The sequence below is a fragment of the Mycobacterium sp. NPDC004974 genome, from assembly GCF_053600815.1.
The window spans coordinates 179,822-204,944 of record NZ_JBSGAQ010000012.1 but is presented as its reverse complement, the minus strand read 5'-3'; the positions used below and the strand labels follow the sequence as shown (position 1 = coordinate 204,944).

Sequence of the window (25,123 nt, the reverse complement as noted above, 5' to 3'; positions counted from 1 at the left end):
TCTTGCAGGGTGGTGCGGATGATCACCGCGACGGGTAGCCCGTTGAGTTGGCCGAGGTCGCCGCTCATCAACGCGATTCGTCCGATGACCAGGAGAGCGTCGTGTTGGCGTTGGGCCAGACTGCGGTGATCGTTGTCGATCTGGGCTTGGGTGGGGGTACCTGTGGTGCAGGGCTCGTCGTCGTCGGGGTTGCACATGCCTGGGGCGGCGAATTTGGCGAACAGGACTTCCCATACGGCGGCGGCTTCGGGGGTGAGGTTGGCCGTCAGACCGGTCATCGCGTCGCGGCCCTGCTTACTGACGCACACCGCTCGTTTGTGGGCGCGTTCGGTGTCGTCGGGTTCGGGTCCGTCCTGATCGAGCAGGAACAATCGCAGTTCGGCGGTGTCTTTGAGTTCTTTGGGGCCGACCCCGACCGCGACGCGGACCAGGTCGGCTTCGAACTGTTGGCCGGTGGTGGGGTCGAGGAATCCGGGGAGTCGGTTGATCGCGTCGCGCAGCACTTTGACGTGGTCGGCGTTGATCAGGCCGGCTTCAACCGCGGCGGCGACCGCGGGCAGGACCGGGGCCAGGGGTTCACCGGTCAGGGCACGCCGCGGCCCCAGTTCGGCTGCCTCACCCAAACGGCGGCCGGCCTCGGTGGTGGACAGTCGCCAGCGGATGCGCAGCACCTCGTTCCACGTCTTGGCGCCCATCTCGCGCGGGGTGGTGTCGGCTTGCAGTTGGGCCAGCAGTCGATGCACTACGGCGGGCATCTGGCAGGTCAGTGCCTCGTATTCGTCGAGCACCGCGATCAGCTCGGCTCGGGTCAGCGACCCATAATCGCAGGCGGCGAACGCGTCGTAAGCGGCCCGCAATGCCGCTACCGCCTGGACCGCACCCGCCTCCATAACTCGAACATACATTCGACCACCGACAAATCCGGCCGAACGGTGACTACCAGGGCGCTAGGCCGTGTCGCGATTGGGCAGCAGTGTCTCGTGCGCCGAAGACGTTGCGGCGCGGAACAACACCGCGACCAACGCCAGCGCCCCGAGCGCGGCGACCGGGATGGTCCACAACCGGCGCATCGTCAGGGCCGACCCGCACTTGTCCGCGTACTCCTGGCCGGCGGCGGTGGCTTGAACGAGGTGTGCGCCGTACCCGGAGCCGCAGGGGATCTGCATGCCGAACTTGTCGAAGTCGTCGAGGTAGATCGGCAGGCTCAACAGGTACAGCCCGATGCCCAACACCACTGCTCCGGCGATTCCGATGTAGACGGCGCGAAAACTCACCGTTCCCCCCTTCATGTCATGCATACGTCGGTGAACAACAACACCGGCCACGAGACCGATCGCCCCCAGAAAGGACACCACTGCGTCGAGGCCGCCCATCTCTTTCAGGTGGTCGGTGTGCGTGCCGGACCAGAAGGTGCCGATCAGCAGATATGGCACACCCAGCACCACAGCTACGACGATCAGTTCGCCGAGCGCGACGCGGTAGGCCAGCAACCTCCGCAACCTGACAAGCACGCAACCCCCGTTCGAACTTATTGCCGTCTATGTTAATGGCTATTCTCTGCCGAACTACCATTTTGACCCGGCTGTTCGGTCCGTTAGTGTGACGGAATGGCGCGCATCTCGCCCCGGTCGATCGACAGCGGTGCCAGTGGTGTGCGACGCCGTCCGAAAGACCGAAAGGCCCAGATAGCGCGGGCCTCGGCGGAGTCCTTCAGCGCGCTCGGATACCACGGCGTGAGCATGGAGGCCATTGCCTCGCGGGTCGGGATCTCGGCGGCCGCGTTGTACCGGCACTATTCGAGCAAGTACGAATTGTTTCGCGACGCCGTACTCAACCTCGGCCAGCAACTCGTCGACGCGACGGCGTTCGCCGAAGAGGCCGACGGGGACCCGCGTGAGCAGTTGCGCAGACTCGTCGCGGCGCTCAGCGACACCGCGTTGGTCAACCGCGAATCCGGTGGGCTGTACCGCTGGGAGGCGCGTTATCTGCGCGGCGACGATCAGAGCACCCTGGATGCGCAGGTACATACGGTGCACCGCCGGATCCACCGGCCGCTGATGGAACTGCGGCCTGAACTCAGCTCGCGGGCCCGCTGGACCCTGTCGACGGCGGTGCTCGGTGTGATCGGCAGCGTCGTCGATCATCGGTCCAAACTGCCCGCCGGTCAGATCCGCGAGCTGCTCGCCGATATCTGCGACACCGTGCTGGCCGCCGAACTGCCCGAGTTTCCGAACCCGACCGACCCCGTGCCGACGCCCCCCGCGGCCACGAACACGACGAAATACGAAGCGCTGCTGACCGAATCGATGCGGCTGTTCAACCAGAACGGCTACCGCGACACCACGATGGAGGACATCGCTGCCGCCGTCGGCATGCCCGCCTCGGGGATCTACCGGTATTTCTCCGGCAAATCCGACATCCTGGCCGCCGGGTTCCGGCGTGCCGCCGACCGGTTGTCGGCGGACATGTCGGACGTCCTCGGTGCGGCGACGGACCCCGAACAGGCGCTGAGCACCCTCATCGACGACTATGTGGCCCGATCGTTCGACCGCCCGGAGCTCGACTACGTCTACTACACCGAACGCCTGAGCATGACGCCCGCCGACCAGAAGATCCTGCGCGACCTGCAACGTGCGGCCGTGGAATCGTGGGTCGAGATCGTCATGCCGGTACGTCCGGGGTGGAGTGCGGGGCAGGCGCGCTTCGCAGTTCATGCGGCGATGGCCTTGGTGATCGACTTGGGCCGGCTCATGAACTATCAGAATTCAGAGCAGGCCCGAGCCGTCGTCGCCGTCCTGATCGATCTGACTCTGCTGGGCCGCTACCGGTTACGGACGGCGTTGCCGGCCAGGTAGGCCACGTAGCCGAGCGTGCCGATCTTCGCCAGCTTGCGGGTCTTGGGAAGCAGCAGGCCCAGACCGATCGCGGTCTCGATGCCGCCGTTGGTGTAGATGTGCTTCTGCGTGTCCTTGGGGAACGCCGGCTTGGTGATCGACTCGAACAGCTGCGGCTTCACGAAATGTGAGACGCCGGCGCCGGCCACGCTGAGGCCGACCAGCTTGACCAGCTTGGAGTTCTTGCCCTCTGCCATGTGTGATCCTCTCTGATCAGGCAAATGTGTAGTCGCTCAACGGGAATCGTGAAGCTTCGGCGACGGCCCGGCGGGTCGTCATCGGCCGGAGCAGCGTTGCCTCGCCGCTCGGATTGAAATAGTACGACCGTGCCGATGCGCAGTTTCCGAGGGTGAACAACGAGTCGCCCAGCGCTTCGGTCATCCGGTCCAGATACCGGCTGTTGGCCTCCTCGGTGACCTCGAATGTGGTCGCCTTCCGGCGCTTGACCTCGCCGAACAGGCGGTCCATCAAGCGCATCTGATACTCCATCGTGTTGAAGAAGTTCAGCCCCAGGAAGGCGTACGGACTGGCCAGGCTCAGGTAGTTCGGGAAGTACGGCATCGAGACACCCTGGTAGGCCTGGAACCGGGTCTCCCGCCACCACTTTCCGAGGTTGCGGCCGTCGCGCCCGATCACCTCGATGGCCGGGAAGTTGGCGTCCCACAGATCGAACCCGGTGGCCAGCACCAGCGTGTCGATGTTCGTCCTGCTGCCGTCGGCGTTGACGATGCCGTCCGCTTCGATGCGTTCGATGCCATCGGCCTGCAGGTGCACGTTCGGTTTGGTGAATGTGCGGTAGTAGCCGTTGGAGAACGTCGGGCGCTTGCAGCCGAAGTCGTAGTCCGGGGTCAGCTTGCGGCGCAGCTCCGGGTCGCGGATCGAGGCGAACCGGTGCAGCTTGGCCAGGTCGGCCGCGGCGATGTTGAACCGGCGGAAGTACCGGTGCTTGAGCACCGCGGTGTCGACCATGAACGCGTAGATGGCGTCGGTGACGGTGCGGATCACCCGTTGGGCGGCCGGCACACGGGCGAACAGGCGGCGTACCCGCGGCGGGAACTTCAGGTCGATCTTGGGCACGACCCAGATCGGGGTGCGCTGGTAGACGGTCAGGTCTGCGGCGTGGCGGGCCAACTCCGGGATGAGCTGCACGGCGGTGGCGCCCGTGCCGATGATCGCGATCCGGCGGCCGTCGGGCCGGTAGCTCTCATCCCAGTCCGTGGTGTGGATGACGTCGCCCGTGAAGTCAGCGACCCCGGGGATGTCGGGAGTGTGCGGCTGGGACAGGAAGCCGGTCGCGGTGAACAGGAACTGCGCGGTCAGCGCCTCGCCGCCGGCCAGGGCCACCCGCCAGCGCGAGGACTCTTCATCCCAGCGCGCGCCCTCGACGGTTGTATCGAACCGGATGTGGCGGCGCACGTCGTACTTGTCGGCGACGTCGTCGGCGTAGCGCTTGATCTCGGCGCCGGTGGAGAACAGTCGTGACCAGTTCGGATTCGGTTCGAAGAAGTACGAGTAGGTGGTGGTGGGCACGTCGACGGCCAGGCCGGGGTAGTGGTTGACGTACCAGGTGCCGCCGAGGTCATCCTCGCGATCCAGGATCACGAAGTTCTCGATGCCCAGCCGTTTGAGCTGGATGGCGGCGCCGATGCCGGCGAAGCCGGCGCCGACGATGATTGCCTCGTATTCCCCCGGGCTCATGCTGGAATACAGTACCGCAGGTACCGGGTACTTTGTCGAGGCCGGCGTTCGCTGTGGTCCGCGATTTTCAATACCGGGTTCGTGAATATTGATTTCGCCTGCGTCTTTGGTGGGAAAATCCTCTGTGTCCAGGGACTTGGAGTCCGACGCCTAGGAGGATCGCCATGGCATCCACGCCGCGAATCTTTGTGCAGTTGTTCATCATCGCGAGTGCCGCGGTACCGGTTGCCCTGGCGCCGGTCGCCGTCGCCGACCCCACGGGCGTGCCCGAAGCGGGCTCTGAGCCCGCCAGCACCACGATCAAGAACCTGCGTTCCCAGGGCTACAACGTCGGAATCAACTGGGTGAGCGGCGATGCCGACGTTCCACTGTCCGAGTGCAGCGTCACCAATATCGACACTGCCGCCGCACCAACCGTCTGGGTGTCGGTCGAATGTGCCGAAGCCGGTGACTGAGGCCCGGCGGCCGCGTCATCAGCTCCAGCGCAACGGATCACACTCGAGGCTCGCGCGGTCCCAGTCGGCAAGGTCGGCCGCGGCGACGTAGGTGGTCTGGAGGAACTCCATCAGCGCACGGTCGGGATCGGCGGACGTCCGCACCGCCTCGTAGGGCAGCAGGAATTGCCGGAAGTCCTTGTTGTAGTACGCGGCATCGGGGCCGACGGGGTGGGCGGCGAATCCTTCCGGTTCGGGATAGGCGTAGGCGTAGAACGCGCCTTCCTCGCCACCGCCCGGCCAGAAACCGCAACTGCTCAACTCGTGCGAATAACCTTCCACCATCACGCTATTGGGGCAGTTGGGGGCGCCGCCTGGGTGCTCGGGCGCGCGACGCCCGGAGAATCTGGTGCACGCCAGGTCGAATGAGCCCCAGAAGAAGTGCACGGGGCTCACCTTGCCGATGAAATGTGCCCGGAAGTCGCTGATCACCCGGTGCGCCTGCACCAGTTGGCGCCAGAATAGATTGGCGGCATGCGGGTCGTAGGACGCGTGCTGGTGATCTTCGGCGAACGGGATAGCGGGATCGACCTCGTTGGGCCGGGCGTGAATGCGCGCCTCGATGCCCAATTGTTCCAGTGCGGAAAGGGTTTCGGTGTAGAACTCCGCGACCGATTTCGGGGCCAGCGCGACTGTGCCCCGTGCGCCGTCGCTGGTGCGGATGGCAAGCACATGGTCGATGAAATCGAACTCCATGTCGAACAACCGGTCTCGATACGGAATCGACGACGTGGTCAGGCCGCGCGGACTCACATACAGGGTCACCTCCCACCAGTGGTTGAGCAAAGGCGAGTACGTCAGGCGAATCTTTCCGACGATCTGCGTCCACATGTGAAGGGTGTCGCGGGTGGATTCCCAGTCCGACACCCGCAGCGCGGGCCAGGGATCATCGGTCAGAGTGCTCATGGGCCAGCCACCTGCCTTCCCGCCGCACCGCCGCTCGGCATGCGGCACCGCGAGCATAGCTGCGTGCCGGTTGGCGCACCGGCGGAAAGACAGTACTGGCGAAGCCGTCAGAACAGCTTGGCGATCACCTCGCCGGCCTCGGCGTCCTCCACGCAGGGAGTGACGTCGAACGTGAGGTACTCGCTCCACTCCGCGACGGACTCGAACATGGTCTTGGCGTCGTTGGTCTCCACGATGGCGAAGCCTTGGCCGTTCATGCCCCACCAACGGCCGAGCATGGTCGCTCCTTCGGGAACCTGGCCGGCGGTCTTCTTGAACTTCTCGACCGCATCTCGATAGTTCGCCTGCGACTGGGTCCAGTGCACGATGAACTTCATGGCGTACTCCTTCTTGTGATGCGGGCCGGGATCGGCTCGGCGGCGATGACGGTGAAGGGGGTCTCCACCGGGAAGTTGTCATTCAGCGAGGTCACGGAAACCTCGCGCACGATGGTCGCCAGTGCCAGCGTGGCCTCCAGCATGGCGAAGTGATCGCCGACGCAGGACCGCGGGCCGCCGCCGAAAGGCAGGTATTGCCAACGGTTTCTGTCTGCCGAGCGTTCGGGCGTGAACCGCTCCGGGTCGAAGGTCAGCGGATCGTCCCACAATGCCGGGTCACGGTGCATGACATAGAAATTGACCATCGCCATCGTGCCGGCCTCGGCGCGGTAGCCGTCGACGCTCATCTCCTCGTTGAGCATCCGGGGCGTGCCGGCGCCGGGCGGGCACAGCCGCAGCGCTTCGTGCAGCACCCGCACGGTGCGTTCGAGTTGCGGCACGTCGTCGGGCGCCAGCGTGCGATCACCCAGCGCGGCGACTTCGTCGTACAGCCGGGACTGCAGGTCGGGATCGCGGCCCAGCGCCCACAGCGAGTAGCACAGCGTCGTCGACGTGGTGTCATGCCCGGCGAGCATGAAAAGCACCAGTTCATCGCAGATTTCGTCGTCGGTCAGCTGTCGGCCGGTATCCGGGTCACGGGCCTCGATGAGCGCGCGCACGAGCGGTGCGTCCCGATCGGGATCGTCGCGCACCGCGGCGAGGATCTCGGCGGCCAGCCGGTGCAGGCGGGCATTGGCCGCCTTGGCGCGACGCTGTCCGCCGGTGGGCACCCACTGCGGGAAGTTGACCGGCCGAACCGCCCGATCGGAGATCCAGGACAACGCGGTACGCAGCGACGGGCCCACATCGTCGGCGCGCTCGTCGAGATCGAGCCCGAACACCGAGCGGCCCAGCGCCCGCAGCGTGAGTGCCCGGCACGCGACATCCAGATCGACCGTCTCCCCGTCGCGCCAGCCGTCCGCGATCGTGTGTGCTGCGGCGGCCATATGCCCCGCATACCGCGGAACGCTGTGCTTGGTGAACATCGGCTGGAGCGTTCGCCGTCGCGGCAGCCAGCGCTCATGCGGCAGATTCAGCAGGTTGCCGCCCATCAGTCGACGTAGCTCGACCATGTTGAGGGCGCCGCCGCGATCGGCGACCGAATCGCGGCGGCCGAGAACGTCGCGCGCTCCCTGCGGGGACGTGACCAACAGGACCGGGGGGATCAGCCACCGCGGGCCCAGCACCATCCGGCTTACGGGTCCGCCCGCGTCGCGGAGCCGCTGATGTCCTTCGATGAAGGACCGCATCGCCTTGATCGTTTGTCGATAGGACAGGGGATTGCGCGGTGCGAGCGGCAGGGTGGCCGTGGCGGCCCGCGTATCGATCTCGACCATGTGTCGAGTGTCCGACCGCACGGGGTGAGCGGCCTAGAGTAGCGCGTTACTCTATTTTGCCGCTGCGGGGATTCTTGCTGGTAGCAATGCACGTCACGGTGCGGTCGCCGCGTTGCCAGGAGTCCGCGGTCGGGTACAGGACGAACAGTTGGATACCGGATTCCGCGCTTGCGCCGGGGGCGTGCTGGGTCAGTGCCGGCGCGCACTTGTCGGCGTACGTGACCACCGTGGCATCGCCGGGGAAATCCCCGTCGGGCAGCGGCAGCACGGCGAACACCTCACCCTTGTGCGGCTGGTCGCAATTCACCGTCTTGACGTACAGCACGCGGCTGCTGTCGGGGATCTCGGTCAGACAATCACCCGAGCGGACCTGACTGGCCTCGGTGGCGCCGCGGTCCCGCGCGAGGTAGAACACCGCACCCGCGGCGACCATGACGGCCACCAGCAGCACGACACCCAACAGCGCCCACTTGGGCGCCGAGGATTTCTTCGGCTGAGCCGAGAACTGGTCGGGACCGGTGGAATACGGCTGCGGAGGCGGTGGCGGGTAGTTGTGGCCCTGCGGGCCGGAGGGACCGGGCGGACCAGGAGCGAAGGTCATGGCTCGACGATATCGACAGCGCGTAACGCCCCATCCACCGCAAGGGCGGGTACATCCAGGCGCTTGGATCCGAGGTCGTGGCGGGCACCGTCGATGACGACGAGTTCGGTCGGTCCACTCACCAACGCCGCGGCGGCGGTGAGCTCGTCGATCGTGCCGAACGGATCGGACGTGCCGTGGGTGAATACCGTCGGCACCGTGATGCGGGACAGATGCTCGGTGCGGGCGCGTTCCGGCTTGCCCGGCGGATGCAGTGGGTAGGAGAACAGCGTCAAGACGTCCGGACCGGCCCCGTCGGCGGCCACCATCGAGGTCATGCGCCCGCCGTAGGAATGTCCACCCGCGATCACGGGGCCGTCGGTGAGGCTGCGGGCCAGGGCGATCGCCTCGACGATGCCTTCCTGGTCTCCCGCTGCCGATCCCGACGGCGGTCCCTTGGGTCGGCGACGGCGGTAGGGCAGGTTGTAGCGGACGGCCAGCCAGCCGCGGGAGGCCCACTCGTCGCAGAGCTTGACCAGCATCGCCGAGTCGCGATTACCGCCCGCCCCGTGGGTGAGGACGACGACGCCCTGCGCCTGCCCTTCGGGCTCGTGCGCGACGCCCGCGATCGCCTCCAGGTTCATCGCTGCAACCGGAACAGCGCGTTCACCGGGCCGTGGCCGTGCCCCAGCGGATATGCCGCGCGGATGCACTCGGTCACCCAGGCCTTGCCGAACTCCACAGCCTGGGGAACTGAATAACCATGTGCCAGAGCGCAAGCCGTCGCAGCGGCGAGGGTATCGCCGGCACCGTGGTCATTTCCGGTGTCGATCCGCGGCGCGGCGAACTCGTGGAACTCCGTGCCGTCGAACAGCAGATCCGGGCTGGCTGCCGACGAGCGCAGGTGCCCACCCTTGACCAGTGCCCACTGCGGACCCAGCGCGTGCAGGGCGCGTGCCGCGTCTCGTTGCGAGGCTTGGTCGACGACCTCGATGTCGACCAGCAACCGGACCTCGTCGAGGTTCGGGGTGACCAGCGTGGCCAGCGGGAACAGTTCGGTGCGCAGCGCGTCCAGTGCGCTGTGGTGCAGCAGCGGATCGCCGTGCATCGATGCGCACACCGGGTCGACGACCAAGGGAACGGTTCCGGACAGTCCCTCCATGCGCCAGGTCTCGGCGATCGTGGTGATGATCTCCGAGGAGGCCAACATCCCGGTCTTGGCGGCCTGGATCCCGATATCGGAGGTCACCGCCGAGATCTGATCGGAGACGATGTCGAGCGGGATCTCGTGGAAACCCTTGACACCGACCGAGTTCTGCACGGTCACCGCGGTGACCGCGACGCAGCCGTGCAGGCCGAGCATGGCGAAGGTCCGCATGTCGGCCTGGATCCCGGCACCACCGCCGGAATCGGACCCGGCGATGGTCATCACCCGCAGCGGGGTGTCGCCCGCGGGGGTCAAGGGCAGGAAGTTCACTTCGGCCTCACGTGGTCAAGGGTAGATAGACGCGGTTGCCGTGGTCGGCGAACTCCTGGGATTTCTCGGCCATGCCGCGCTGGATGTCCTCGGGGGCGACCCCGTCCGGGTAGGCATCCCGGATGTCCTGCGTGATGCGCATCGAACAGAACTTGGGGCCACACATCGAGCAGAAGTGTGCGGTCTTGGCCGGTTCGGCGGGCAGCGTCTCGTCGTGGAACTCACGCGCGGTGTCGGGATCGAGGGACAGAGCGAACTGGTCGTGCCAGCGGAACTCGAAGCGCGCCTTCGAGAGCGCGTCGTCGCGTTGCTGGGCGCGCGGGTGCCCCTTGGCGAGGTCGCCGGCGTGCGCGGCGATCTTGTAGGCGATCACGCCGTCCTTTACGTCCTTGCGGTCGGGCAGGCCCAGGTGTTCCTTGGGGGTGACGTAACACAGCATCGCGGTGCCGGCCTGGGCGATGATGGCCGCGCCGATCGCCGAGGTGATGTGGTCGTAGGCCGGGGCGATGTCGGTGGTCAGCGGTCCCAGCGTGTAGAACGGCGCCTCCTCGCACCATTCCTCTTCGAGCCGCACGTTCTCCACGATCTTGTGCATCGGAACGTGGCCCGGCCCCTCGATCATCACCTGCACGCCATGGGATTTCGCGATCTTGGTGAGCTCACCCAGGGTGCGCAGCTCGGCGAACTGGGCCTCGTCGTTGGCGTCGGCGATCGACCCGGGCCGCAGCCCGTCGCCGAGCGAGAACGTCACGTCGTAGCGGGCCAGGATCTCGCAGAGTTCATCGAAGTGGGTGTACAGGAACGACTCGGTGTGATGTGCCAGGCACCAGGCGGCCATGATCGACCCGCCGCGGGACACGATGCCGGTGACGCGCTTGACCGTCAGCGGGATGTAGCGCAGCAGCACCCCGGCGTGCACGGTCATGTAGTCGACACCCTGCTCGCACTGCTCGATCACGGTGTCGCGGTACATCTCCCACGTCAACTTGGTGGGGTCGCCGTTGACCTTTTCCAGGGCTTGGTAGATCGGCACGGTCCCGACCGGGACCGGGGAGTTGCGCAGGATCCACTCCCGTGTCTGGTGGATGTCCTTGCCGGTGGACAGGTCCATGATGGTGTCAGCACCCCACCGGGTCGCCCACACCATCTTGTCGACCTCCTCGCCGATCGATGAGGTGACGGCCGAATTGCCGATATTGGCATTGACTTTCACGCCGAACGCCTTGCCGATGATCATCGGCTCGGCCTCGGGGTGGTTGTGGTTGGCCGGGATGACCGCGCGGCCCCGGGCTACCTCGTCACGCACCAGATCAGCCGAAACGCCTTCGCGCTCAGCGATATACGCCATTTCGGCGGTGATCTCCCCGGCGCGGGCCCGCTGCAGCTGGGTGCCGCGGTCTCTGTGCACCGCAGGCCGGGCCGCTAGGCCGGCGTTCAGGTCGATTACCGCGGCGTCGTCGGTGTACGGACCCGACGTGTCGTACAGGTCCAGATGCTCGCCGTTGGTGAGGTTCACCCGGCGAAACGGCACGCGCATCGTCGTGCCGTCATGGTTGATCTCGCGATGGACCTTGGTGCTTCCGGTGATCGGACCGGTGGTCACAGAAGGGTCGACAAGAACATCACTCATTTTTCATCTCCCTACGCCGGCATTACCCGGTCAGGTTCGTACGGTCGACGGGCCTACCCGTCCTCTCAGTGCGCTCGTGCGCACTCCCGCGTGTGGTTTGCAGGGCCCAACCTAGCGCAGACCGGGTGCCGCTTTCTACGTCTGGGCCGTGTTGAGCGTGGCGGCGCGACGCTGGGGTGGAAACCGGCGAGTCCGCCAGGCTGGGCGCCTTCGGGTTGCCCCCGCTTGATTTGCATAGCTAATATATGTGTTTTGAACATGTTGGGCCTCGCAGCCCCCTCGATTGCTACTAGAGCGAAGACGGAATGACGACTGAGATGACGAACGCGTCGGGCGACGTCGACGCCGCACAGGCCGAGACCGCCGACCGGCGCAAACGGATGGACCACGATCACCCGTTCTACAAGTGGGTGGTGCTGTCCAACACCACGTTGGGCATCCTGCTGGCCTCCATCAACGCCTCGATCGTGTTGATCTCGCTGCCGGCGATCTTCCGCGGCATCGGGCTGAACCCGCTCGCCCCCGGCAACGTCAGCTACCTGCTGTGGATGTTGATGGGCTACCTGGTGGTGACCGCGGTGCTCGTCGTGCCGTTCGGGCGTCTGGGTGACATGTACGGCCGGGTCCGCATCTACAACCTCGGCTTCGTGGTCTTCACCCTGGCCGCGATCGCGCTGTCCTTCGACCCGTTCCAGCTCGGTGGCGGCGCGGTCTGGCTGATCGGCTGGCGCGTCGTTCAGGGTGTCGGCGGTGCCATGCTGATGGCGTCGTCGTCGGCCATCCTCACCGATGCCTTCCCGGCCAACCAGCGCGGGATGGCGCTGGGCACGAACATGGTGGCCGCCGTTGCCGGGTCGTTCCTCGGCCTGCTGATCGGCGGCTTCCTGTCCGAGTGGCACTGGAAGGCCATCTTCTGGGTGGGTGTCCCGATCGGCATCATCGGCACCATCTGGAGCTACCGCTCACTCAAAGAACTCGGTGTCCGCACCGCCGGACGGCTCGACTGGGCCGGCACGCTGACCTTCGGGCTGGGCCTGACGGTGCTGCTGATCGGCATCACCTACGGCATCCAGCCCTACGGTGACTCGACCACGGGCTGGACCAGCCCGTGGGTGCTGGGCTCCATCGCGATCGGACTGCTGCTGCTCGTTGCGTTCTGCATCGTCGAGCTCAAGGTGTCGTCGCCCATGGTCGACGTCCGGTTGTTCAAATCGGCCGCGTTCGGAATGGGTAATCTCGCCGGGCTGATGTCCTCGGTAGGCCGCGGCGGGCTGCAGTTCATGCTCATCATCTGGTTGCAGGGCATCTGGCTGCCGCTGCACGGCTACAGCTTCGAGTCCACCCCGCTGTGGGCCGGCATCTACCTGTTGCCGGTCACCATCGGGTTCCTGGTCGCCGCGCCGATCGCCGGATCGCTCTCCGACCGCATCGGCGCGCGGCCGCTGACCGTCGGCGGCATGCTGCTGATGGCGGCCACCTTCGTGGCGCTGCTGATGATTCCGGTCAACTTCGACTACTGGGTGTTCGCCATCCTGGTGTTCCTCAACGGCCTGGGCGGCGGCATCTTCACCGCCCCCAACACCGCGGCCATCATGTCGAGCGTGCCGGCCGATCAGCGCGGTGCGGCCTCGGGCGTGCGGTCCACCTTCTTCAACGCCGGCAACTCGCTGTCGATCGGCATCTTCTTCTCGCTGATGATCGTCGGGCTGGCCAACACGTTGCCCGCGGCGTTGACCAGCGGCCTGACGCAGCAAGGGGTTTCGGCCTCGGTGGCCCATGATGTGGCGAACCTGCCCCCGGTCGGCAGCCTGTTCGCGGCCTTCCTGGGCTACAACCCGATGGCCGAATTGCTCGCGCCGTCCGACGCGCTGCACCAGCCGGGCGTGAACGCGGACGTGATCACCGGGCAGACGTTCTTCCCGCAGCTGATCACCGAGCCGTTCCATTCCGGCCTGACGGTGGTGTTCACCGCCGCGGCCGTGATGATGGTGATCGGTGCCGTGGCGTCGATGTTCAGCGCGGGCCGCTATGGGACCGAGGCCGGGGCCGACAACGAGGCCTGAGGGGCCCTCTCGGCAAACGTTTTTTGGCCGCTGGTCATGGAATACTCCCCGCCATGGTCGCTCACACGTTGGCCGCCGCCGGAAGCGCCGCATATTCCGCGGGCTATCTCCTCGGCGCGCTGCTGATCCCTGGGTTGGGGCTGCTGCTGCTCATCCTCGGCCTGGTTCGGCGTTCGTCATCGTCGAAGCCGAGCGACCAGCCCGGGTACCCGCCGGGCGCATATCCGCAGCCGGGTTATCCGCAACCGGGCTATCCGCAACAGGGGTACCCGCAGCCGGGTTATCCGCAACAGGGCTATCCGCAGCAGCCCGGCTATCCACCGGCCCCGCCGCAGGTCTACGGTGCGCCACCCAAGAAGTCCGGCACGGTGATGATCGTGATCGGTGTGATCCTGCTGGTGCTCGGCCTGTTGGGATTCGCGGCGCGGATGGCGGCACGCACGTCGGGGTCAGATTCGAGTTCGGGGTCGCGCACGTCGAGCTCCGGCTCAAGTTCCGGGTCCTCGAAGTCGGGCGGCTCTGGTGGCTTGGCGGTGGGGGATTGCATCTCCGGCGATCAGTACGCCGTGGCGGACATGAACCTCACCCCGGTCGGCTGCAGCAGCCCGGAGGCCGTCTATGAGTTGGTGTCCAAAGGTGGCGGATCCGCGACATGCCCGGACGGCAAACGGGCCGACTCGGACTACTCCGTGCTGATGAACGAGTCCCTCACCTACTGCTTCATCCTGGATGTCGACAAGGGCCAGTGCTTCGACATCAACGAAGAGACCAAGCTCGTCACCCCGGTGGAATGCTCCGACCCGGACGCTGCCATCAAGATCGTCAAGCGGGTTGACGGGTCAACGGACACCGCCGTGTGCGGTTCCGCCGGGCGGGCGGTGGCCTTCCCCGAGCCGGCGCGGGTCTACTGCGTGGAGGCGCCGTCGTAGCCGACCTAGACTCGGGCGCGTGACCACCACGCAGCGCCGCGGATTCAACGAGGCCATCACGCGATTCTGGAGCTTCGCCGCCCCGGCGTACGACCAGGGCTGCCTCCAGCGGTGGGTGTACCGGCCCGCTCAGGACGAGGTGATCGCGCAACTGCAGCAGCACGGCGCCAGGGAGATCGCCGACATCGCCTGCGGTACCGGCATCCTGGCCGACCGCATCCAGCGAGAACTGCAACCCGATGAGGTGTACGGCCTGGACATGTCCGACGGCATGCTCGCCCAGGCGCGCAGGCGTTCGGACCGCGTGCGGTGGAAGTCGGCCCCTGCCGAGGAGTTGCCCTTCCAAGACGGCTTCCTGGACGCGGTGGTGACGACATCGGCATTCCACTTCTTCGACCAGCCCGCCGCGCTCGCGGAGTTCTATCGCGTAATCGCACCCGGCGGCATGGTGGCGGTGACGACGATGAGTCCCCGTCGGGAGTTCCTGCCGCTGCACGCGCTGTCGGCCGACCTGGGTGCGCCCGCCCACAGCCCCACCGAGAAGGAGATGCGCGCGCTGTTCGAGGCGGCCGGATTCACCGTCGCCGAACAGCACCGGGTGCACCGGCCGGTGTGGACGCCGATCTCCGACGTCATCACCGTGGGGGTCAAGCCGAGGTGAGCGAGAACGACGACACCCAGTTCCAAATTCGTGGTTCGGTGCAACTGCGTCGTGACCGCTGTGCCACCTCGACCGCCGACCAGCGCCTGCTGGACCGGCACGGCCACACCGATTGGGTGCACACCGATCCGTGGCGAGTGATGCGCATCCAGGGCGAGTTCGTCGAGGGTTTTGACGCCCTCGCCGAGATGCCGAGGGCTGTCACAGTTTTCGGATCGGCGCGGACGGAACCGCATTCGCCGGAGTACCGGTTGGGCGAGGAACTGGGCATCGCGCTGGTGGAAGCGGGCTACGCGGTGATCACCGGGGGCGGTCCGGGCTCGATGGAGGCGGTCAACCGCGGCGCCAGCGAGTCCGGCGGCTACTCCGTCGGACTCGGTATCGAACTGCCCTTCGAGCAGCGCCTCAACCACTGGGTCGACCTCGGCATCAACTTCCGCTATTTCTTCGTCCGCAAGACCATGTTCGTCAAATACGCGCAGGCGTTCGTGTGCCTGCCGGGCGGATTCGGCACCCTCGACGAACTGTTCGAGGCGCTGACGCTGGTGCAGACCCGCAAGGTGACCGAGTTTCCGATCATCCTGCTGGGCGTCGACTACTGGTCGGGCCTGATCGACTGGATCCGCAACACGGTTCTGCGCGAAGGAAAGATCTCCGAACCCGACTTGGCCCTGCTCCATTGCACCGACAGTGTGGCCGAAGCCGTCGAACTCATCGCCGCGTCGGCGCGATAGCCGAAGAGTAGCGACGCGGCTTGCCGGGACCCAACTCGGCCAGCGTCGTCACCCGGGTGACCTCGACGGGGCGTCCCAACAGCAGGGCCAGCGACTCGGTGACCCGCTGCCGGTCACCGGACGCGATCACCGCCGCGACGCGGCCCTCCGCGTCCTGGTCGACGCTCCACCCGCGGGCCCCGGCGGCCTGCAACTGCTGGGTGAGATCGACGCAGGGCACCGCATCGCCCGTCGCCGACACGAAAACCGTTGCCTCTCTGCCTTCCAGATCGGTCAGCGCCCGACGGCCATGATGGGTGACGAGCCGCGCGTAGTCGCCGGTGCGGTAGCGGACCAGTGGCAGAAACTGGTTCTCCCCGCATGTCACCACGACCTCGCCCGCCAAGACCTCGACATGCACGCGCCGTTCGGCCACCACGAACGGCCCGCCGTCATCGCTGACCGCGATGGGCCGGGTCTCGTGCAAGCCGTAGACGTCCAGGACCGGGCAGTCGTAGGCCGCCTCAAGTGCCCGGCGCAGCGGGAGGGTCAGGGTCATCGCCCCGGAGATCAGCGCCAATGGCCGCAATGTGGACGCGAGCGCAGGCTCCAGCAGCACCTCCAGTGAGGTGGGCGTCCCGCTGATCACCTGCGGATCGGTGTGCCGCAGATACGCATCCCGCTGCATCCCGCCGCCTGCCCACGCGGCGGGATGCAGGTTCAGCCGCGCGATCAGGGCCTCACCGAAGCCTGGGATCACCGAAGCATAGGTGAACGCCTGCCGCTGAAACACCGTCTGTGCCAATGCCACCCGATGCTCCACGGGTTCCCAGTCCGCGCCCACCAGCCCTCGTAGCCAGTGGAAACCGCGAGCGAGCTCGTCCGGGTCGTCCGGCATGACCAGGGCGGCGCCGGTGCTGCCCGAACTCGTGCCGTGCAATATCCGGCTCAGGTCGGCGCCGGGCGGGACGAACGCCGCGATGTCATCGACGAGGTCTTCGCGGCCGATCAACGGGAAGTCGGCGAGGGTGTCCAGCGGGCCCGTCCGGTGACGGTAGGCCGGCAGGGTGCGGGCCAGCGCGAGATGCCGTGGCAGCCAATCATCAAGGGGCAGTTGCCGCGTGGCGGCCTGCTGTTGGGCGGGGGAGAGCCGGTGCCCCACCCGGTGACACCAGGCCGGCGCGAGACGATGCTGCTCGAGACCGGCCAGCCGCACCCGCCCGGCCGCCGACAGGCCCGGCCAGCGCTGTTCGTCAGTCAGCGCCACCTGGCCGAACGGAACGTAGTCGTCGAGCCGCAGCGGATCGTCACTCACTGTTGTACCGTGCCGCAGCTTCTTTGGCCTTGGCGTCAGCCAGGCGGCGTTGCACCGCCATTCGATGTTCGTGATCGGCCAGCGCCTGAGCCAGCGCACCTTCGCGGCGCACCGAATCACGCATCTCGAACAGTGAGCGGGCCTGTGCCGCGTCCTCGCCGTGCGGCAGCAGGCCGTCCCAGAGCAGGAACGTCCGCACCGCTTCGTCCCGGCGTTCCGCATCGCTGAGCCAGCGGCCGGGGTCCACCAGGGGTGGCACCCGAAATGCCAACGCCAACAAGGCGGTCGCAGCCCTCCGTTCATCGAGTGGCGTGCTGAACGGGCCGGTGAGATCCGTACTGGCGAACAACCACAATCCGATGGCAGCGCCGCGCCGGGAGGCCGGCGACCCCCGTTCGGCGATGCGCTGAGCGGCGGCTGCGCAGCCGGTGTGGTTGAACACGTCGCAGGCGAGTGCCACCACGTCGACGGTGTCGGCGAGAAACGGTTGGGGTGTGCTCGCCAGCCGTGCGGCGACCTCATCCACCGTCGGGCCGGGCCGCAGGCTCGACCACACCGCCTGCTCGTCCAATCCCTCGGCGAACCAGTTCGCCAGTTCTCTGCCGGATTCCCGACTTGCTTCATCGGCCATGCGACACCTCCCGCCGATACCCGGCGATGTGCGCGGCCAGCCGCGCGCAAACCGCCGGCGCGTCGGACATGTTGTCCAGATAGTCCACCGAGTAGCCGGCCTCGGCGGCCGGGCCGGCCACCGAACGCCGCCGGTCCTGGACCAGCAGGGTGGCGGTATCGAGTTGGCGCCGCACCGCGGCGGCAACCCAGGCGTACTCTTCCTGGCCGGCGCCGAACAGCGACCTCAAGCCGTCGTCGGACAACACCACCAGGTGGCGCTGCTCATCGCGGGCATCGTCACCGGGCGGATACCGGTGCGCCAGCAGATCGAGGGGAAACACCGTGCTGCCGCCGAAGAACGTCGTCAGCTGGCGCATGATCTCCAACCGATCGCGGGTGTACACGCTGTCGCCGGCGACCTGGCCGCGGCCCGACCATGACGTGACCCGAACCCGCCCACCGCCTTTGAGCACCGACAGCACGAGAATCATGCCGGCCAGCACGGCCGGGGATCCCCGCTCTGGGCGCGGCATCGAACCGGACGAGTCGATGTAGAGATCCAGTGTCACCGCTTCGGTGGTGGCGACCGGATCGTCGGGCAGGTACGTGCGGCGCCGCGTCGTCACCCCGGGAACCACCACGGGGTTGGCGGCAAGGGTTGCCGGCCAGTCGAGTTCGGCGATGTCGTCGCCGAGCTCCCACGTCTCCAACGGTCCAGGGATCCCCTGGTCGGCGACGCCCCGGCCGGACTGCCGAAGCGATTGGACCCAGGGCCGGGCCTGCGCCTCGTACCAGGCGAGCATCACGGCGTTCGGATCGGATCCGGCGAAGAGGGCCAATGTCTGTGCGACGCCGTACTGTTGGCCCGGCGGCGCGTCCTGCGACGGTGCACCGATGGCGGCCGCTGCGGGGTGCACCGGGGTCTCGTCGAGCCGCGGATCGGCCAGCACCTGCGCGAGTTCGGCTGCGGTGGCCGGCGGCCCACCCTGTTCGGCGCATCCACCGCCGGGCAGGCCGGCGCCGTCGGAGACCATGGATTCCAGCACCAGGTAGGGCACAAGCACCATGCCGAAGGTCAGAGCCCCACCCACTGGGTCCGCCCCGAAGGTGCGGACCGCCTGCGCCACGTACTCGGCGTCGGCGACGGGTTGCACCGGCTGGCTCAGCAGCAGTTCGTCCTGGATGGCGCGTACCCGCAGCGCCGCGGCCCGGTGGATGCGTTCCTTCTCCTGCAGATCCTCGCGGACCATCGATACGTCGAGTGTGGCCGGGTCGATGTGCTGGCGGGCCCGGGCCTCCTCCCGCGCCGATTCGGGAACCGCAGGAGGGTCATTGGGGCACAACGTGTTCGACGGCAGTGACCACAACAACTCGTAGGCCCGCATGAGTACCCACCAGGCCGCGTTCGACACCGGCTCCCGCGCGGTCAGTGTGCGCCACAACGCGATCATGTCCGGTTCGGCACCAGGGTGCCGGCGGCGCTGCATCCGGACCACCCGGTCGTTGATGAGTAGATCCGACCACAGATTGGACAGCCGCTGGGCCGTGCTGGTGACGGGAATGGCCCGGCGCGGATCGCTCGCCACAATCGCGCGGGCCATCTGTTGCATCAGCTTGAACGACACGATGCGGGTGCTCGGGGACAACACGTGATGACCGATCTCGTGAGCGAAGACGCTCACCAGGTGGTGCTGCGCGCCCTGACGAGTCAACTCGTCGAGGTCGATCGAGATCGACGGTGGGAAGGAGAACCAGGCGAACGTACCGGTTGCGCTGTCCTGCACCATATCCGGCGGATGCAGTTGCACGCCCCACAACTCAAGGGCGGCCCCCCAGGCGACCAGCTCGGTGTCGGTCGGTGCCCGTCCGGTCATGCCGGCCAGATCTCGGCCAGATAGGAAGTCGGGCGTACCACCAGCTGCGCCGTGCGTGATCCGTCGGCCGAGTGACCGTCGACGGGTGCCGAGGACAGTACGTGGCCGAATACGTCGGCGTCGATCTGCCAGCGCTGCACGCCGACGTCCACCGTCCAACGGCCCGGTCCACGCGGCGTGGGAGCGGTGGGCGGATGATCCCACCTGCCGCCGAGCCCGGTGAAACCGCCGATCCGCGCGATCAATTGGCCCGGTCCGCGCAGCGGCCAGTAGAAGCGGTCGACCGCTTGCCCTTCGGCGAAGGGGACGACCGCATCGACCGGCAGACCCAGCACCGACGCCGCGAGATCGGTTCCCAACAGCTCCAATCGGGACAATGCGTCGGCGCGGATCCCCAGCACCCCGGCCCGCCAGGCAGCCACCGCGGCGACGTTGAACATCGCCTCCGGCGCCGCGGAGATGCCGCTCAGTGCACGGCGGTACCGGCGTGGATCCCCGCCGAAGCGGGCCACATTGTCGGCCGACAGGGCCAGATCGAGACCGGCCATCACCGGAAGGTCGGTATCCGCCGCGGGTAGGTCGAGGTTGACCTGGTGATACACCCGGGCAATCACCGGCCGCTCTCCAGCCAGTGCAGATAGTTCGAATACCGTTGGTAGAGATACTTCAACGCGACCAGATCATCGAAATCCCGGCCGTAGATCTTGCCGACGGCGGAGACCGCCGAGATCCGGGCCTCGATCGTGGTGAGGCGCCGCGACACCTCGAGTGTCTCCAAGCCGTCGAGCCCGCGGCCGAACTCGGCGAGCAGCTCGGCCACCGGGTCCTCGCCCTCGCGTGCCAGCGCGACGAACTGACGGCACGAGGTGTCGAACAGGTCGGTCAGCCAACTTGCCGGGTCTGACGCCAGTTCCCGGTCCGCGCCGGTGTCGAACCGAGGATGGGCGGTGTTCGGTAACAGCTTGCCGCGCAAGGCGAACGGCACCATGGCCCGCACATCCTCGAGCGTGACGGAGACGTTGCCGCGGAACCAGGCCAGCGCCTTGGCGTAGAGCACCAGGTTCTGCAGTGAGCGCACCGACACCCCGTTGACGGTCTGTGCGCCGAGGTCCACCTGCAGATCGGCGCCGGAGTTGGCGTCGATGATCTGTTCGACCTCGATGCCGGCGGTGGCCACCACATCCTTGGTCCGGTACTCGAAGCGCCGGCCGCCATGCTGGACGAACTCGAAATGGCTGACGAAGAACTCCAACTGGCGGCGCACATCGGTGGGCACCGGGATGGCACGGATCTTCTCGACCATCGCTGCCTGCTCGGCAGTGGCGAACACCAACTCGGCGGGCACGTTGTCCTCCGGGCGGTCACCGGCCTCCACCCGGCTCACCAGCTCGTCGAGGAACCGGCTGTTGAACCCGAACGCCTGGACTGTCACGTCGATCCGATCGCGCAGAGCCTGGATCACCGGGAAGGTGCCACCGCCGCCGTCGTCGTTGGCGGTGAAAAACCAGCTCTGCACACCGTGTTCGGGTGTGGTCAGGTGCATCTGGTCATGGCTTTCGACGTATCCCTCGGCGACCATGGTCAGCAGCGCGGACTGGGTCTTGGTCGGAATCCGGTTGTATTCGTCGACGATCTTGACCGGCGCGGTCAGCCAGCTCTTCCAGGCGATGGTGATCTCCGCCAGGCTCCCGGCCTGCACCAGATCGCGTGGCAGCGGAATCCCGACCAGGTCACCCACGGTCAACTGCGGCTGGCCCTGCTGGACGTGGCGGCGCACATCGGCGGGCGCCGCCCCCGCGAGAACCCCCATCAGCACCGCCAGGGTGGTCTTGCCGCGGCCCGGACCGCCGATCAGCAGGCACCTTCCGCCCACAGCGAAAGTCAGCAGCGGGACAAGAACATTGGAGGAATAGGCGGGTTGTTTCGGCAGGCTCAGGGAAGCGCCCGCATCACCGAGCGGATAGTTGACCGTGGTGTCCGAGCCGAATTCGACGTCGTAGAACGGGGAGATGACGGCCTTGTTGATCAGCCAGAAGTAGGCGCGGCGCAGCTTCTCGTCGAGAGTGACCGCAGGAGCGGCGGGCGGGGTGAACAGGTCTGCGGCAGTGAGGCCGGCGGCCGGCGCGTGGTCCACGGGCAACGTCGGCGATTTGGATACCGCGCTCCACCTGGTCGTCATCTGGCCCCTCCCCGTCGCGCCAATGCTAACCGCCCCGGCGGCTGCTCAGCTGAGGTCGATCAGTACCGGCGCATGGTCGCTGGGTGCGGTGGTGCCCTTCTTGGGGCGGCGTTCATCCTTCACGATCTCGGCGTTCGTGACCCGCGAGGCGAGGCCGGGGGAGCCGAGGATGAAGTCGATGCGCATGCCGCGGCGTTTCTGGAAAGCCAGCTGGGTGTAATCCCAGTAGGTGTAGATCCCGGGACCTGGTGTGAAAGACCGCACCACATCGGTGAATTGGGCGTCGTTCATGGCCTGGAAGGCCGCGCGCTCGGGCTCGGACACGTGCGTGCTGCCGTCGAAGGCGGCCATGTCCCAGACGTCCTCATCCTGGGGGGCGATGTTCCAGTCGCCGACCAGCGCGATGGGCTGCTCCGGATCCGCTTGCAGCCAGCCGGCGGCGGTATCCCGCAGCGCGGCAAGCCAATCCAGCTTGTAGGCGTAGTGCGGATCGGCCAGCGTACGACCGTTGGGCACATACAGGCTCCACACCCGCACCCCGCCGCAGGTCGCTCCCAGTGCGCGAGCCTCGGCCGTGGCCTCCTCCTCGGGTTTGCTGCTCCACGCCGGCTGTCCCGGGAACCCGATCTCGATGTCGTCGAGGCCGACCCGGGAGGCGATGGCCACGCCGTTCCACTGGCTGAGCCCGATGTGTGCGACCTCGTAGCCGAGCGCCGCGAACGGCATCATCGGGAACTGTGCGTCGGTGCACTTGGTTTCCTGCATGGCCAGCACGTCGACGTCGGCGCGCTCCAGCCAGTCGACCACGCGGTCCACTCGGGTTCGGATCGAATTGACGTTCCAGGTGGCCAGGCGCATGAGGTTAGAGGTTACGGTCAGCGCGAACCGAGGATGTCCTCGGCCGCGACATAGCGGGTTTGGTGATGCAGCCGGAATCCCAGTGCGGTGTACAGCGCGATGGCCGGGTGGTTGTCCACCTCCACCTGGACGTAGGCCCGCCGGGCACCTGCCTCGGCGCCCCAGCCCAACAGCGCTTCACACACCGCCCGGGCATGGCCCTGCCTGCGATGGGCGGGGGAGACGCGCACCGACGAGATGCCCAGCCAGGCCGTGCCGTCCGGAGCGCTCGTCACCGCGCCGCGACCGACCGCGCAGTCGGGCACCGTCGCGAAGATCAGCTCTCCGTCGACCACGGCGGTCAGCACGTCGCCGGGGACCTCGCGTTCATAGATCCGCAGCCACTGTGCGTCCGGTTGCTGTGCCAGCGTGACACCCGACGCCGGGGGCTGTGCACCCGGCAACTCACGCACCATGACCCGTGCCGGCTTGATGCCGGGGGTGCGTATCGGCAGTAGCCGCTCCGGCAGGGCCAGCCAGGCCGGCAGGTCACGTTCGCGGTACCAGTCGCGCACCGCGGACAGATCGGCGATCTGCGCCGACACGCCCAGTGGGATCGCCGAATTGGCGCGGCTGGTGACACCGCGCCCGGCACGCAGCAGCCAACCGCCCAGCCATTGCTGTTCGACGCCGGGCCAGGCCAGCGCCGCCGCGTGTTCGAGCGCGCGGATTTCGGAGGCCCGCACCGGTGCGTGCGACAACTCACGCACGCTCACGATGTCGGCAGGAGAGATTTCGACGAGCTCGCCGTCCTTGGTGCGGATCAGCACCGTCGGCTCCAGGCGCTCCACATGGCCGATGACGTCGGTCAGTGGCTTGGCCGACCCGGCGGGCAGCTGGTAACGCAGGCTGACCCGGGACCCGAGCGCGGGCAATGCCGGCATCAGTGACCGAACGGGTCGGGAACCTCGCCGGGCATCCAGGACAGGCCGGGTACACCCCATCCGTTGCGCTTGACGGACTTCTTGGCCGCCCTCGCGTAGCGGCCCACCAGACGGTCGATGTAGAGAAATCCGTCGAGGTGTCCGGTCTCGTGCTGGAGCATCCGGGCAAACAAGTCGGTGCCCTCGAGAGTGACCGGTGAACCGTCGGCGTCCAGCCCGGTGACCCGCGCCCAGTCGGCCCGGCCGGTCGGGAAATTCTCGCCCGGCACCGACAGGCAGCCTTCCTCGTCATCGTCGGGGTCGGGCATCGTCTCGGGAACCTCGGACGTCTCCAGCACCGGGTTGATGACGACCCCGCGGCGGCGCGTGACTTGGCCCCGCGTCGGGGCACAGTCATAGACGAACAACCGCTTGGCCACGCCGATCTGGTTGGCGGCCAAGCCAACCCCGTTCGCAGCGTCCATGGTGTCGAACATGGTCTGGATGAGTTCGGGCAGGTCCGCGGGCAGCGAACCGTCCGGGCCGACCGGCACCGGCTCGGTCGGCGTGTGCAGAACGGGATCCCCGACGATGCAAATTGGTACGACAGCCACCGGGGAATCTTAGGCGGAAGTCCTTCCGGAGCCGACTCGCGGGTTTATGTGTCACCCAGACCCAGCAAGCCGTGGTTGAATAATCGCCGAACCACAGCGATGTTATTTCTCACGTGTCGGAAGGGTCCAGGGAGCAATATGGACGGCGCCATGGCGCGGACTGAGCAATCCGGGGACGACTCTGATCTGAGCGATGGGCTCACCCGGCGCGAGCACGATATTTTGGCCTTCGAACGCCAATGGTGGAAGTACGCCGGAAGCAAGGAAGACGCGATCAAAGAGCTCTTCTCGATGTCGGCTACGCGGTACTACCAGGTGCTGAACGCGTTGGTGGACCGTCCCGAGGCGCTGGCTGCCGACCCGATGCTGGTCAAGCGGCTGCGGCGGATGCGGGCCAGCCGTCAGAAGGCGCGGGCTGCGCGGCGGCTCGGCTTCGATATCAGCACCTAAAAGGTCACGGGGTGAGGGATCGGGCGGTTCGCTCGATACAGTGGTGGCGATGAATCAGCGAGACTCCTCCGGGTTGCCCCTGCGTGCCATGGTGATGGTGCTGTTGTTCCTCGGGGTCGTGTTCCTGCTGGTCGGTTTCCAGGCGATCGGCTCAGGCGACGACTCTTCGGATCAGTCGTCGTCCGTGGCCACGACCACCGCGACGACCACGACGAAGACCTCGGCAAAGGCCGCACCCGCACCAGAGGTCAAGGCCGACGTGCGCGTGTACAACATCTCCGAAGTCCCCGGTGCGGCCGAGACCACGGCCAACCGGCTGCGCGAGGCGCACTGGAATGTCACCGAGACCGGCAACCTGGCGTTGGAAGGTGTTGCCGGCACCACGGTGTTCTTCGGTGAGACTCCGGGTGAGAAGGAAGCCGCCGACGCCGTGGGCAAGGCGATCCAGGCGCCCGTCGAACCCCGGCGCCCGGAACTTCTGGAGCAACCACCGGGCGTGATCGTGGTAGTCACCGGCTAGG

Annotated in this window: 27 protein-coding genes, 1 pseudogene and 1 riboswitch; of the genes and pseudogenes, 8 read left to right on the top strand and 20 right to left on the bottom strand. The window is 67.1% G+C overall.

All coding sequences use genetic code 11. From position 1 onward, the window contains the following. From ACWEFV_RS24490 to ACWEFV_RS24480, 3 genes and pseudogenes are all read right to left on the bottom strand, one after another. On the bottom strand, positions 1-905 hold a 905-nt coding region (locus tag ACWEFV_RS24490), incomplete at its 3' end, for a DUF222 domain-containing protein (protein ID WP_450072077.1). 42 nt (positions 906-947) lie between these two features. Continuing rightward, positions 948-1,274, bottom strand: a complete 327-nt coding sequence (locus tag ACWEFV_RS24485; protein WP_450072076.1) for a hypothetical protein — start codon at positions 1,272-1,274, stop codon at positions 948-950. An 11-nt stretch (positions 1,275-1,285) separates the two neighbouring features. Then, positions 1,286-1,511 (bottom strand): annotated as a pseudogene (locus ACWEFV_RS24480) (hypothetical protein). A gap of 96 nt (positions 1,512-1,607) precedes the next feature. Between ACWEFV_RS24480 and ACWEFV_RS24475 the strand changes: the two are divergent. Continuing rightward, positions 1,608-2,855 (top strand): TetR/AcrR family transcriptional regulator, encoded by a 1,248-nt coding sequence (locus tag ACWEFV_RS24475; RefSeq protein ID WP_450072075.1) that lies wholly within the window; start codon positions 1,608-1,610, stop codon positions 2,853-2,855. Here ACWEFV_RS24475 and ACWEFV_RS24470 read toward each other — a convergent pair. Both ACWEFV_RS24470 and ACWEFV_RS24465 read right to left on the bottom strand, forming a co-directional pair. Continuing rightward, positions 2,822-3,091, bottom strand: coding sequence for a hypothetical protein (locus ACWEFV_RS24470; protein WP_135452207.1), 270 nt, complete (start codon positions 3,089-3,091; stop codon positions 2,822-2,824). The genes ACWEFV_RS24475 and ACWEFV_RS24470 overlap by 34 nt on opposite strands. A gap of 16 nt (positions 3,092-3,107) precedes the next feature. Beyond that, a complete protein-coding gene (locus ACWEFV_RS24465) occupies positions 3,108-4,592 on the bottom strand; it encodes a flavin-containing monooxygenase (protein ID WP_450072074.1) in 1,485 nt (494 codons plus the stop codon). Between the two features lie 164 nt (positions 4,593-4,756). Here ACWEFV_RS24465 and ACWEFV_RS24460 point away from each other — a divergent pair, with 164 nt between their 5' ends. Then, positions 4,757-5,047 (top strand): hypothetical protein, encoded by a 291-nt coding sequence (locus ACWEFV_RS24460; protein WP_450072073.1) that lies wholly within the window; start codon positions 4,757-4,759, stop codon positions 5,045-5,047. Positions 5,048-5,065: 18 nt separating this feature from the next. Here the strand turns inward: ACWEFV_RS24460 and ACWEFV_RS24455 are convergent, their stop codons facing one another. From ACWEFV_RS24455 to thiC, 7 genes are all read right to left on the bottom strand, one after another. Beyond that, the gene (locus ACWEFV_RS24455) at positions 5,066-5,992 is read right to left on the bottom strand and encodes a DUF5996 family protein (protein WP_450072072.1); all 927 of its coding nucleotides are present in this window, start codon (positions 5,990-5,992) and stop codon (positions 5,066-5,068) included. A 107-nt stretch (positions 5,993-6,099) separates the two neighbouring features. Next, positions 6,100-6,369, bottom strand: a complete 270-nt coding sequence (locus tag ACWEFV_RS24450; RefSeq protein ID WP_135452210.1) for a DUF3303 domain-containing protein — start codon at positions 6,367-6,369, stop codon at positions 6,100-6,102. Next, positions 6,366-7,745, bottom strand: a complete 1,380-nt coding sequence (locus ACWEFV_RS24445; RefSeq protein WP_450072071.1) for a cytochrome P450 — start codon at positions 7,743-7,745, stop codon at positions 6,366-6,368. Before ACWEFV_RS24445 ends, ACWEFV_RS24450 begins: the two co-directional genes overlap by 4 nt. A 46-nt stretch (positions 7,746-7,791) precedes the next feature. After that, positions 7,792-8,346: a septum formation family protein gene (locus ACWEFV_RS24440; protein ID WP_450072070.1), complete on the bottom strand. Its 555-nt coding sequence runs from the start codon at positions 8,344-8,346 to the stop codon at positions 7,792-7,794. After that, complete coding sequence (locus ACWEFV_RS24435) at positions 8,343-8,969, bottom strand: alpha/beta hydrolase family protein (protein ID WP_450072069.1); 627 nt, start codon at positions 8,967-8,969, stop codon at positions 8,343-8,345. Before ACWEFV_RS24435 ends, ACWEFV_RS24440 begins: the two co-directional genes overlap by 4 nt. After that, entirely contained in the window at positions 8,966-9,802 is an 837-nt protein-coding gene (gene thiD, locus ACWEFV_RS24430; protein WP_450072068.1) for a bifunctional hydroxymethylpyrimidine kinase/phosphomethylpyrimidine kinase, read from the bottom strand. Before thiD ends, ACWEFV_RS24435 begins: the two co-directional genes overlap by 4 nt. A 7-nt stretch (positions 9,803-9,809) precedes the next feature. Continuing rightward, a complete protein-coding gene (gene thiC / locus ACWEFV_RS24425) occupies positions 9,810-11,432 on the bottom strand; it encodes a phosphomethylpyrimidine synthase ThiC (protein ID WP_450072067.1) in 1,623 nt (540 codons plus the stop codon). Continuing rightward, a riboswitch (TPP riboswitch) is annotated at positions 11,423-11,532 on the bottom strand. It overlaps the preceding gene by 10 nt. A gap of 205 nt (positions 11,533-11,737) precedes the next feature. Between thiC and ACWEFV_RS24420 the strand changes: the two genes are divergently transcribed. Genes ACWEFV_RS24420 through ACWEFV_RS24405 form a run of 4 tightly spaced genes read left to right on the top strand, consistent with a single transcriptional unit; the run spans position 11,738 to position 15,819 of the window. Next, positions 11,738-13,495, top strand: a complete 1,758-nt coding sequence (locus tag ACWEFV_RS24420; protein WP_450072066.1) for an MFS transporter — start codon at positions 11,738-11,740, stop codon at positions 13,493-13,495. 53 nt (positions 13,496-13,548) lie between these two features. After that, the gene (locus ACWEFV_RS24415; RefSeq protein ID WP_450072065.1) at positions 13,549-14,424 is read left to right on the top strand and encodes an LppU/SCO3897 family protein; all 876 of its coding nucleotides are present in this window, start codon (positions 13,549-13,551) and stop codon (positions 14,422-14,424) included. 19 nt (positions 14,425-14,443) lie between these two features. Further along, complete coding sequence (locus ACWEFV_RS24410; RefSeq protein WP_450072064.1) at positions 14,444-15,085, top strand: class I SAM-dependent methyltransferase; 642 nt, start codon at positions 14,444-14,446, stop codon at positions 15,083-15,085. Continuing rightward, positions 15,082-15,819, top strand: coding sequence for an LOG family protein (locus ACWEFV_RS24405; RefSeq protein WP_135452220.1), 738 nt, complete (start codon positions 15,082-15,084; stop codon positions 15,817-15,819). The genes ACWEFV_RS24410 and ACWEFV_RS24405 overlap by 4 nt, the downstream gene beginning before the upstream one ends. Here ACWEFV_RS24405 and ACWEFV_RS24400 read toward each other — a convergent pair. The 8 genes from ACWEFV_RS24400 to ACWEFV_RS24365 are packed head-to-tail and all read right to left on the bottom strand — an operon-like array spanning position 15,797 to position 24,152. Then, on the bottom strand, positions 15,797-17,113 hold the full coding sequence (locus tag ACWEFV_RS24400) for a CoF synthetase (RefSeq protein WP_450072063.1): 1,317 nt from the start codon (positions 17,111-17,113) through the stop codon (positions 15,797-15,799). The two genes, ACWEFV_RS24405 and ACWEFV_RS24400, sit on opposite strands and share 23 nt — an antisense overlap. After that, positions 17,106-17,744, bottom strand: a complete 639-nt coding sequence (locus tag ACWEFV_RS24395; protein ID WP_450072062.1) for a hypothetical protein — start codon at positions 17,742-17,744, stop codon at positions 17,106-17,108. The genes ACWEFV_RS24400 and ACWEFV_RS24395 overlap by 8 nt, the downstream gene beginning before the upstream one ends. Further along, the gene (locus tag ACWEFV_RS24390; RefSeq protein ID WP_450072061.1) at positions 17,734-19,599 is read right to left on the bottom strand and encodes a hypothetical protein; all 1,866 of its coding nucleotides are present in this window, start codon (positions 19,597-19,599) and stop codon (positions 17,734-17,736) included. The genes ACWEFV_RS24395 and ACWEFV_RS24390 overlap by 11 nt, the downstream gene beginning before the upstream one ends. Next, the gene (locus tag ACWEFV_RS24385; RefSeq protein WP_450072060.1) at positions 19,596-20,213 is read right to left on the bottom strand and encodes a hypothetical protein; all 618 of its coding nucleotides are present in this window, start codon (positions 20,211-20,213) and stop codon (positions 19,596-19,598) included. Before ACWEFV_RS24385 ends, ACWEFV_RS24390 begins: the two co-directional genes overlap by 4 nt. After that, positions 20,210-21,778: an AAA family ATPase gene (locus tag ACWEFV_RS24380; protein ID WP_450072059.1), complete on the bottom strand. Its 1,569-nt coding sequence runs from the start codon at positions 21,776-21,778 to the stop codon at positions 20,210-20,212. The genes ACWEFV_RS24385 and ACWEFV_RS24380 overlap by 4 nt, the downstream gene beginning before the upstream one ends. 45 nt (positions 21,779-21,823) lie before the next feature. Beyond that, the gene (locus ACWEFV_RS24375; RefSeq protein WP_450072058.1) at positions 21,824-22,636 is read right to left on the bottom strand and encodes an exodeoxyribonuclease III; all 813 of its coding nucleotides are present in this window, start codon (positions 22,634-22,636) and stop codon (positions 21,824-21,826) included. A 17-nt stretch (positions 22,637-22,653) separates the two neighbouring features. Then, on the bottom strand, positions 22,654-23,559 hold the full coding sequence (locus ACWEFV_RS24370; protein WP_450072057.1) for an N-acetylglutamate synthase, CG3035 family: 906 nt from the start codon (positions 23,557-23,559) through the stop codon (positions 22,654-22,656). Beyond that, positions 23,559-24,152 (bottom strand): peptide deformylase, encoded by a 594-nt coding sequence (locus ACWEFV_RS24365; RefSeq protein ID WP_135452237.1) that lies wholly within the window; start codon positions 24,150-24,152, stop codon positions 23,559-23,561. The genes ACWEFV_RS24370 and ACWEFV_RS24365 overlap by 1 nt, the downstream gene beginning before the upstream one ends. Before the next feature lie 138 nt (positions 24,153-24,290). Here ACWEFV_RS24365 and ACWEFV_RS24360 point away from each other — a divergent pair, with 138 nt between their 5' ends. Further along, complete coding sequence (locus tag ACWEFV_RS24360; protein WP_036442184.1) at positions 24,291-24,602, top strand: DUF3263 domain-containing protein; 312 nt, start codon at positions 24,291-24,293, stop codon at positions 24,600-24,602. A gap of 49 nt (positions 24,603-24,651) precedes the next feature. Continuing rightward, complete coding sequence (locus ACWEFV_RS24355; RefSeq protein WP_210115462.1) at positions 24,652-25,122, top strand: LytR C-terminal domain-containing protein; 471 nt, start codon at positions 24,652-24,654, stop codon at positions 25,120-25,122. The last annotated feature ends 1 nt before the right edge of the window (position 25,123 follow it).

Bases quoted from the DNA above. Each gene is read 5' to 3' on its own strand.
- ACWEFV_RS24475 (WP_450072075.1), top strand. From the start codon at position 1,608: ATGGCGCGCATCTCGCCCCGGTCGATCGACAGCGGTGCCAGTGGTGTG.
- ACWEFV_RS24470 (WP_135452207.1), bottom strand. From the start codon at position 3,091: ATGGCAGAGGGCAAGAACTCCAAGCTGGTCAAGCTGGTCGGCCTCAGC.
- ACWEFV_RS24465 (WP_450072074.1), bottom strand. From the start codon at position 4,592: ATGAGCCCGGGGGAATACGAGGCAATCATCGTCGGCGCCGGCTTCGCC.
- ACWEFV_RS24460 (WP_450072073.1), top strand. From the start codon at position 4,757: ATGGCATCCACGCCGCGAATCTTTGTGCAGTTGTTCATCATCGCGAGT.
- ACWEFV_RS24455 (WP_450072072.1), bottom strand. From the start codon at position 5,992: ATGAGCACTCTGACCGATGATCCCTGGCCCGCGCTGCGGGTGTCGGAC.
- ACWEFV_RS24450 (WP_135452210.1), bottom strand. From the start codon at position 6,369: ATGAAGTTCATCGTGCACTGGACCCAGTCGCAGGCGAACTATCGAGAT.
- ACWEFV_RS24445 (WP_450072071.1), bottom strand. From the start codon at position 7,745: ATGGTCGAGATCGATACGCGGGCCGCCACGGCCACCCTGCCGCTCGCA.
- ACWEFV_RS24440 (WP_450072070.1), bottom strand. From the start codon at position 8,346: ATGACCTTCGCTCCTGGTCCGCCCGGTCCCTCCGGCCCGCAGGGCCAC.
- ACWEFV_RS24435 (WP_450072069.1), bottom strand. From the start codon at position 8,969: ATGAACCTGGAGGCGATCGCGGGCGTCGCGCACGAGCCCGAAGGGCAG.
- thiC (WP_450072067.1), bottom strand. From the start codon at position 11,432: ATGAGTGATGTTCTTGTCGACCCTTCTGTGACCACCGGTCCGATCACC.
- ACWEFV_RS24420 (WP_450072066.1), top strand. From the start codon at position 11,738: ATGACGACTGAGATGACGAACGCGTCGGGCGACGTCGACGCCGCACAG.
- ACWEFV_RS24415 (WP_450072065.1), top strand. From the start codon at position 13,549: ATGGTCGCTCACACGTTGGCCGCCGCCGGAAGCGCCGCATATTCCGCG.
- ACWEFV_RS24395 (WP_450072062.1), bottom strand. From the start codon at position 17,744: ATGGCCGATGAAGCAAGTCGGGAATCCGGCAGAGAACTGGCGAACTGG.
- ACWEFV_RS24390 (WP_450072061.1), bottom strand. From the start codon at position 19,599: ATGACCGGACGGGCACCGACCGACACCGAGCTGGTCGCCTGGGGGGCC.
- ACWEFV_RS24380 (WP_450072059.1), bottom strand. From the start codon at position 21,778: ATGACGACCAGGTGGAGCGCGGTATCCAAATCGCCGACGTTGCCCGTG.
- ACWEFV_RS24375 (WP_450072058.1), bottom strand. From the start codon at position 22,636: ATGCGCCTGGCCACCTGGAACGTCAATTCGATCCGAACCCGAGTGGAC.
- ACWEFV_RS24370 (WP_450072057.1), bottom strand. From the start codon at position 23,559: ATGCCGGCATTGCCCGCGCTCGGGTCCCGGGTCAGCCTGCGTTACCAG.
- ACWEFV_RS24360 (WP_036442184.1), top strand. From the start codon at position 24,291: ATGGACGGCGCCATGGCGCGGACTGAGCAATCCGGGGACGACTCTGAT.
- ACWEFV_RS24355 (WP_210115462.1), top strand. From the start codon at position 24,652: ATGAATCAGCGAGACTCCTCCGGGTTGCCCCTGCGTGCCATGGTGATG.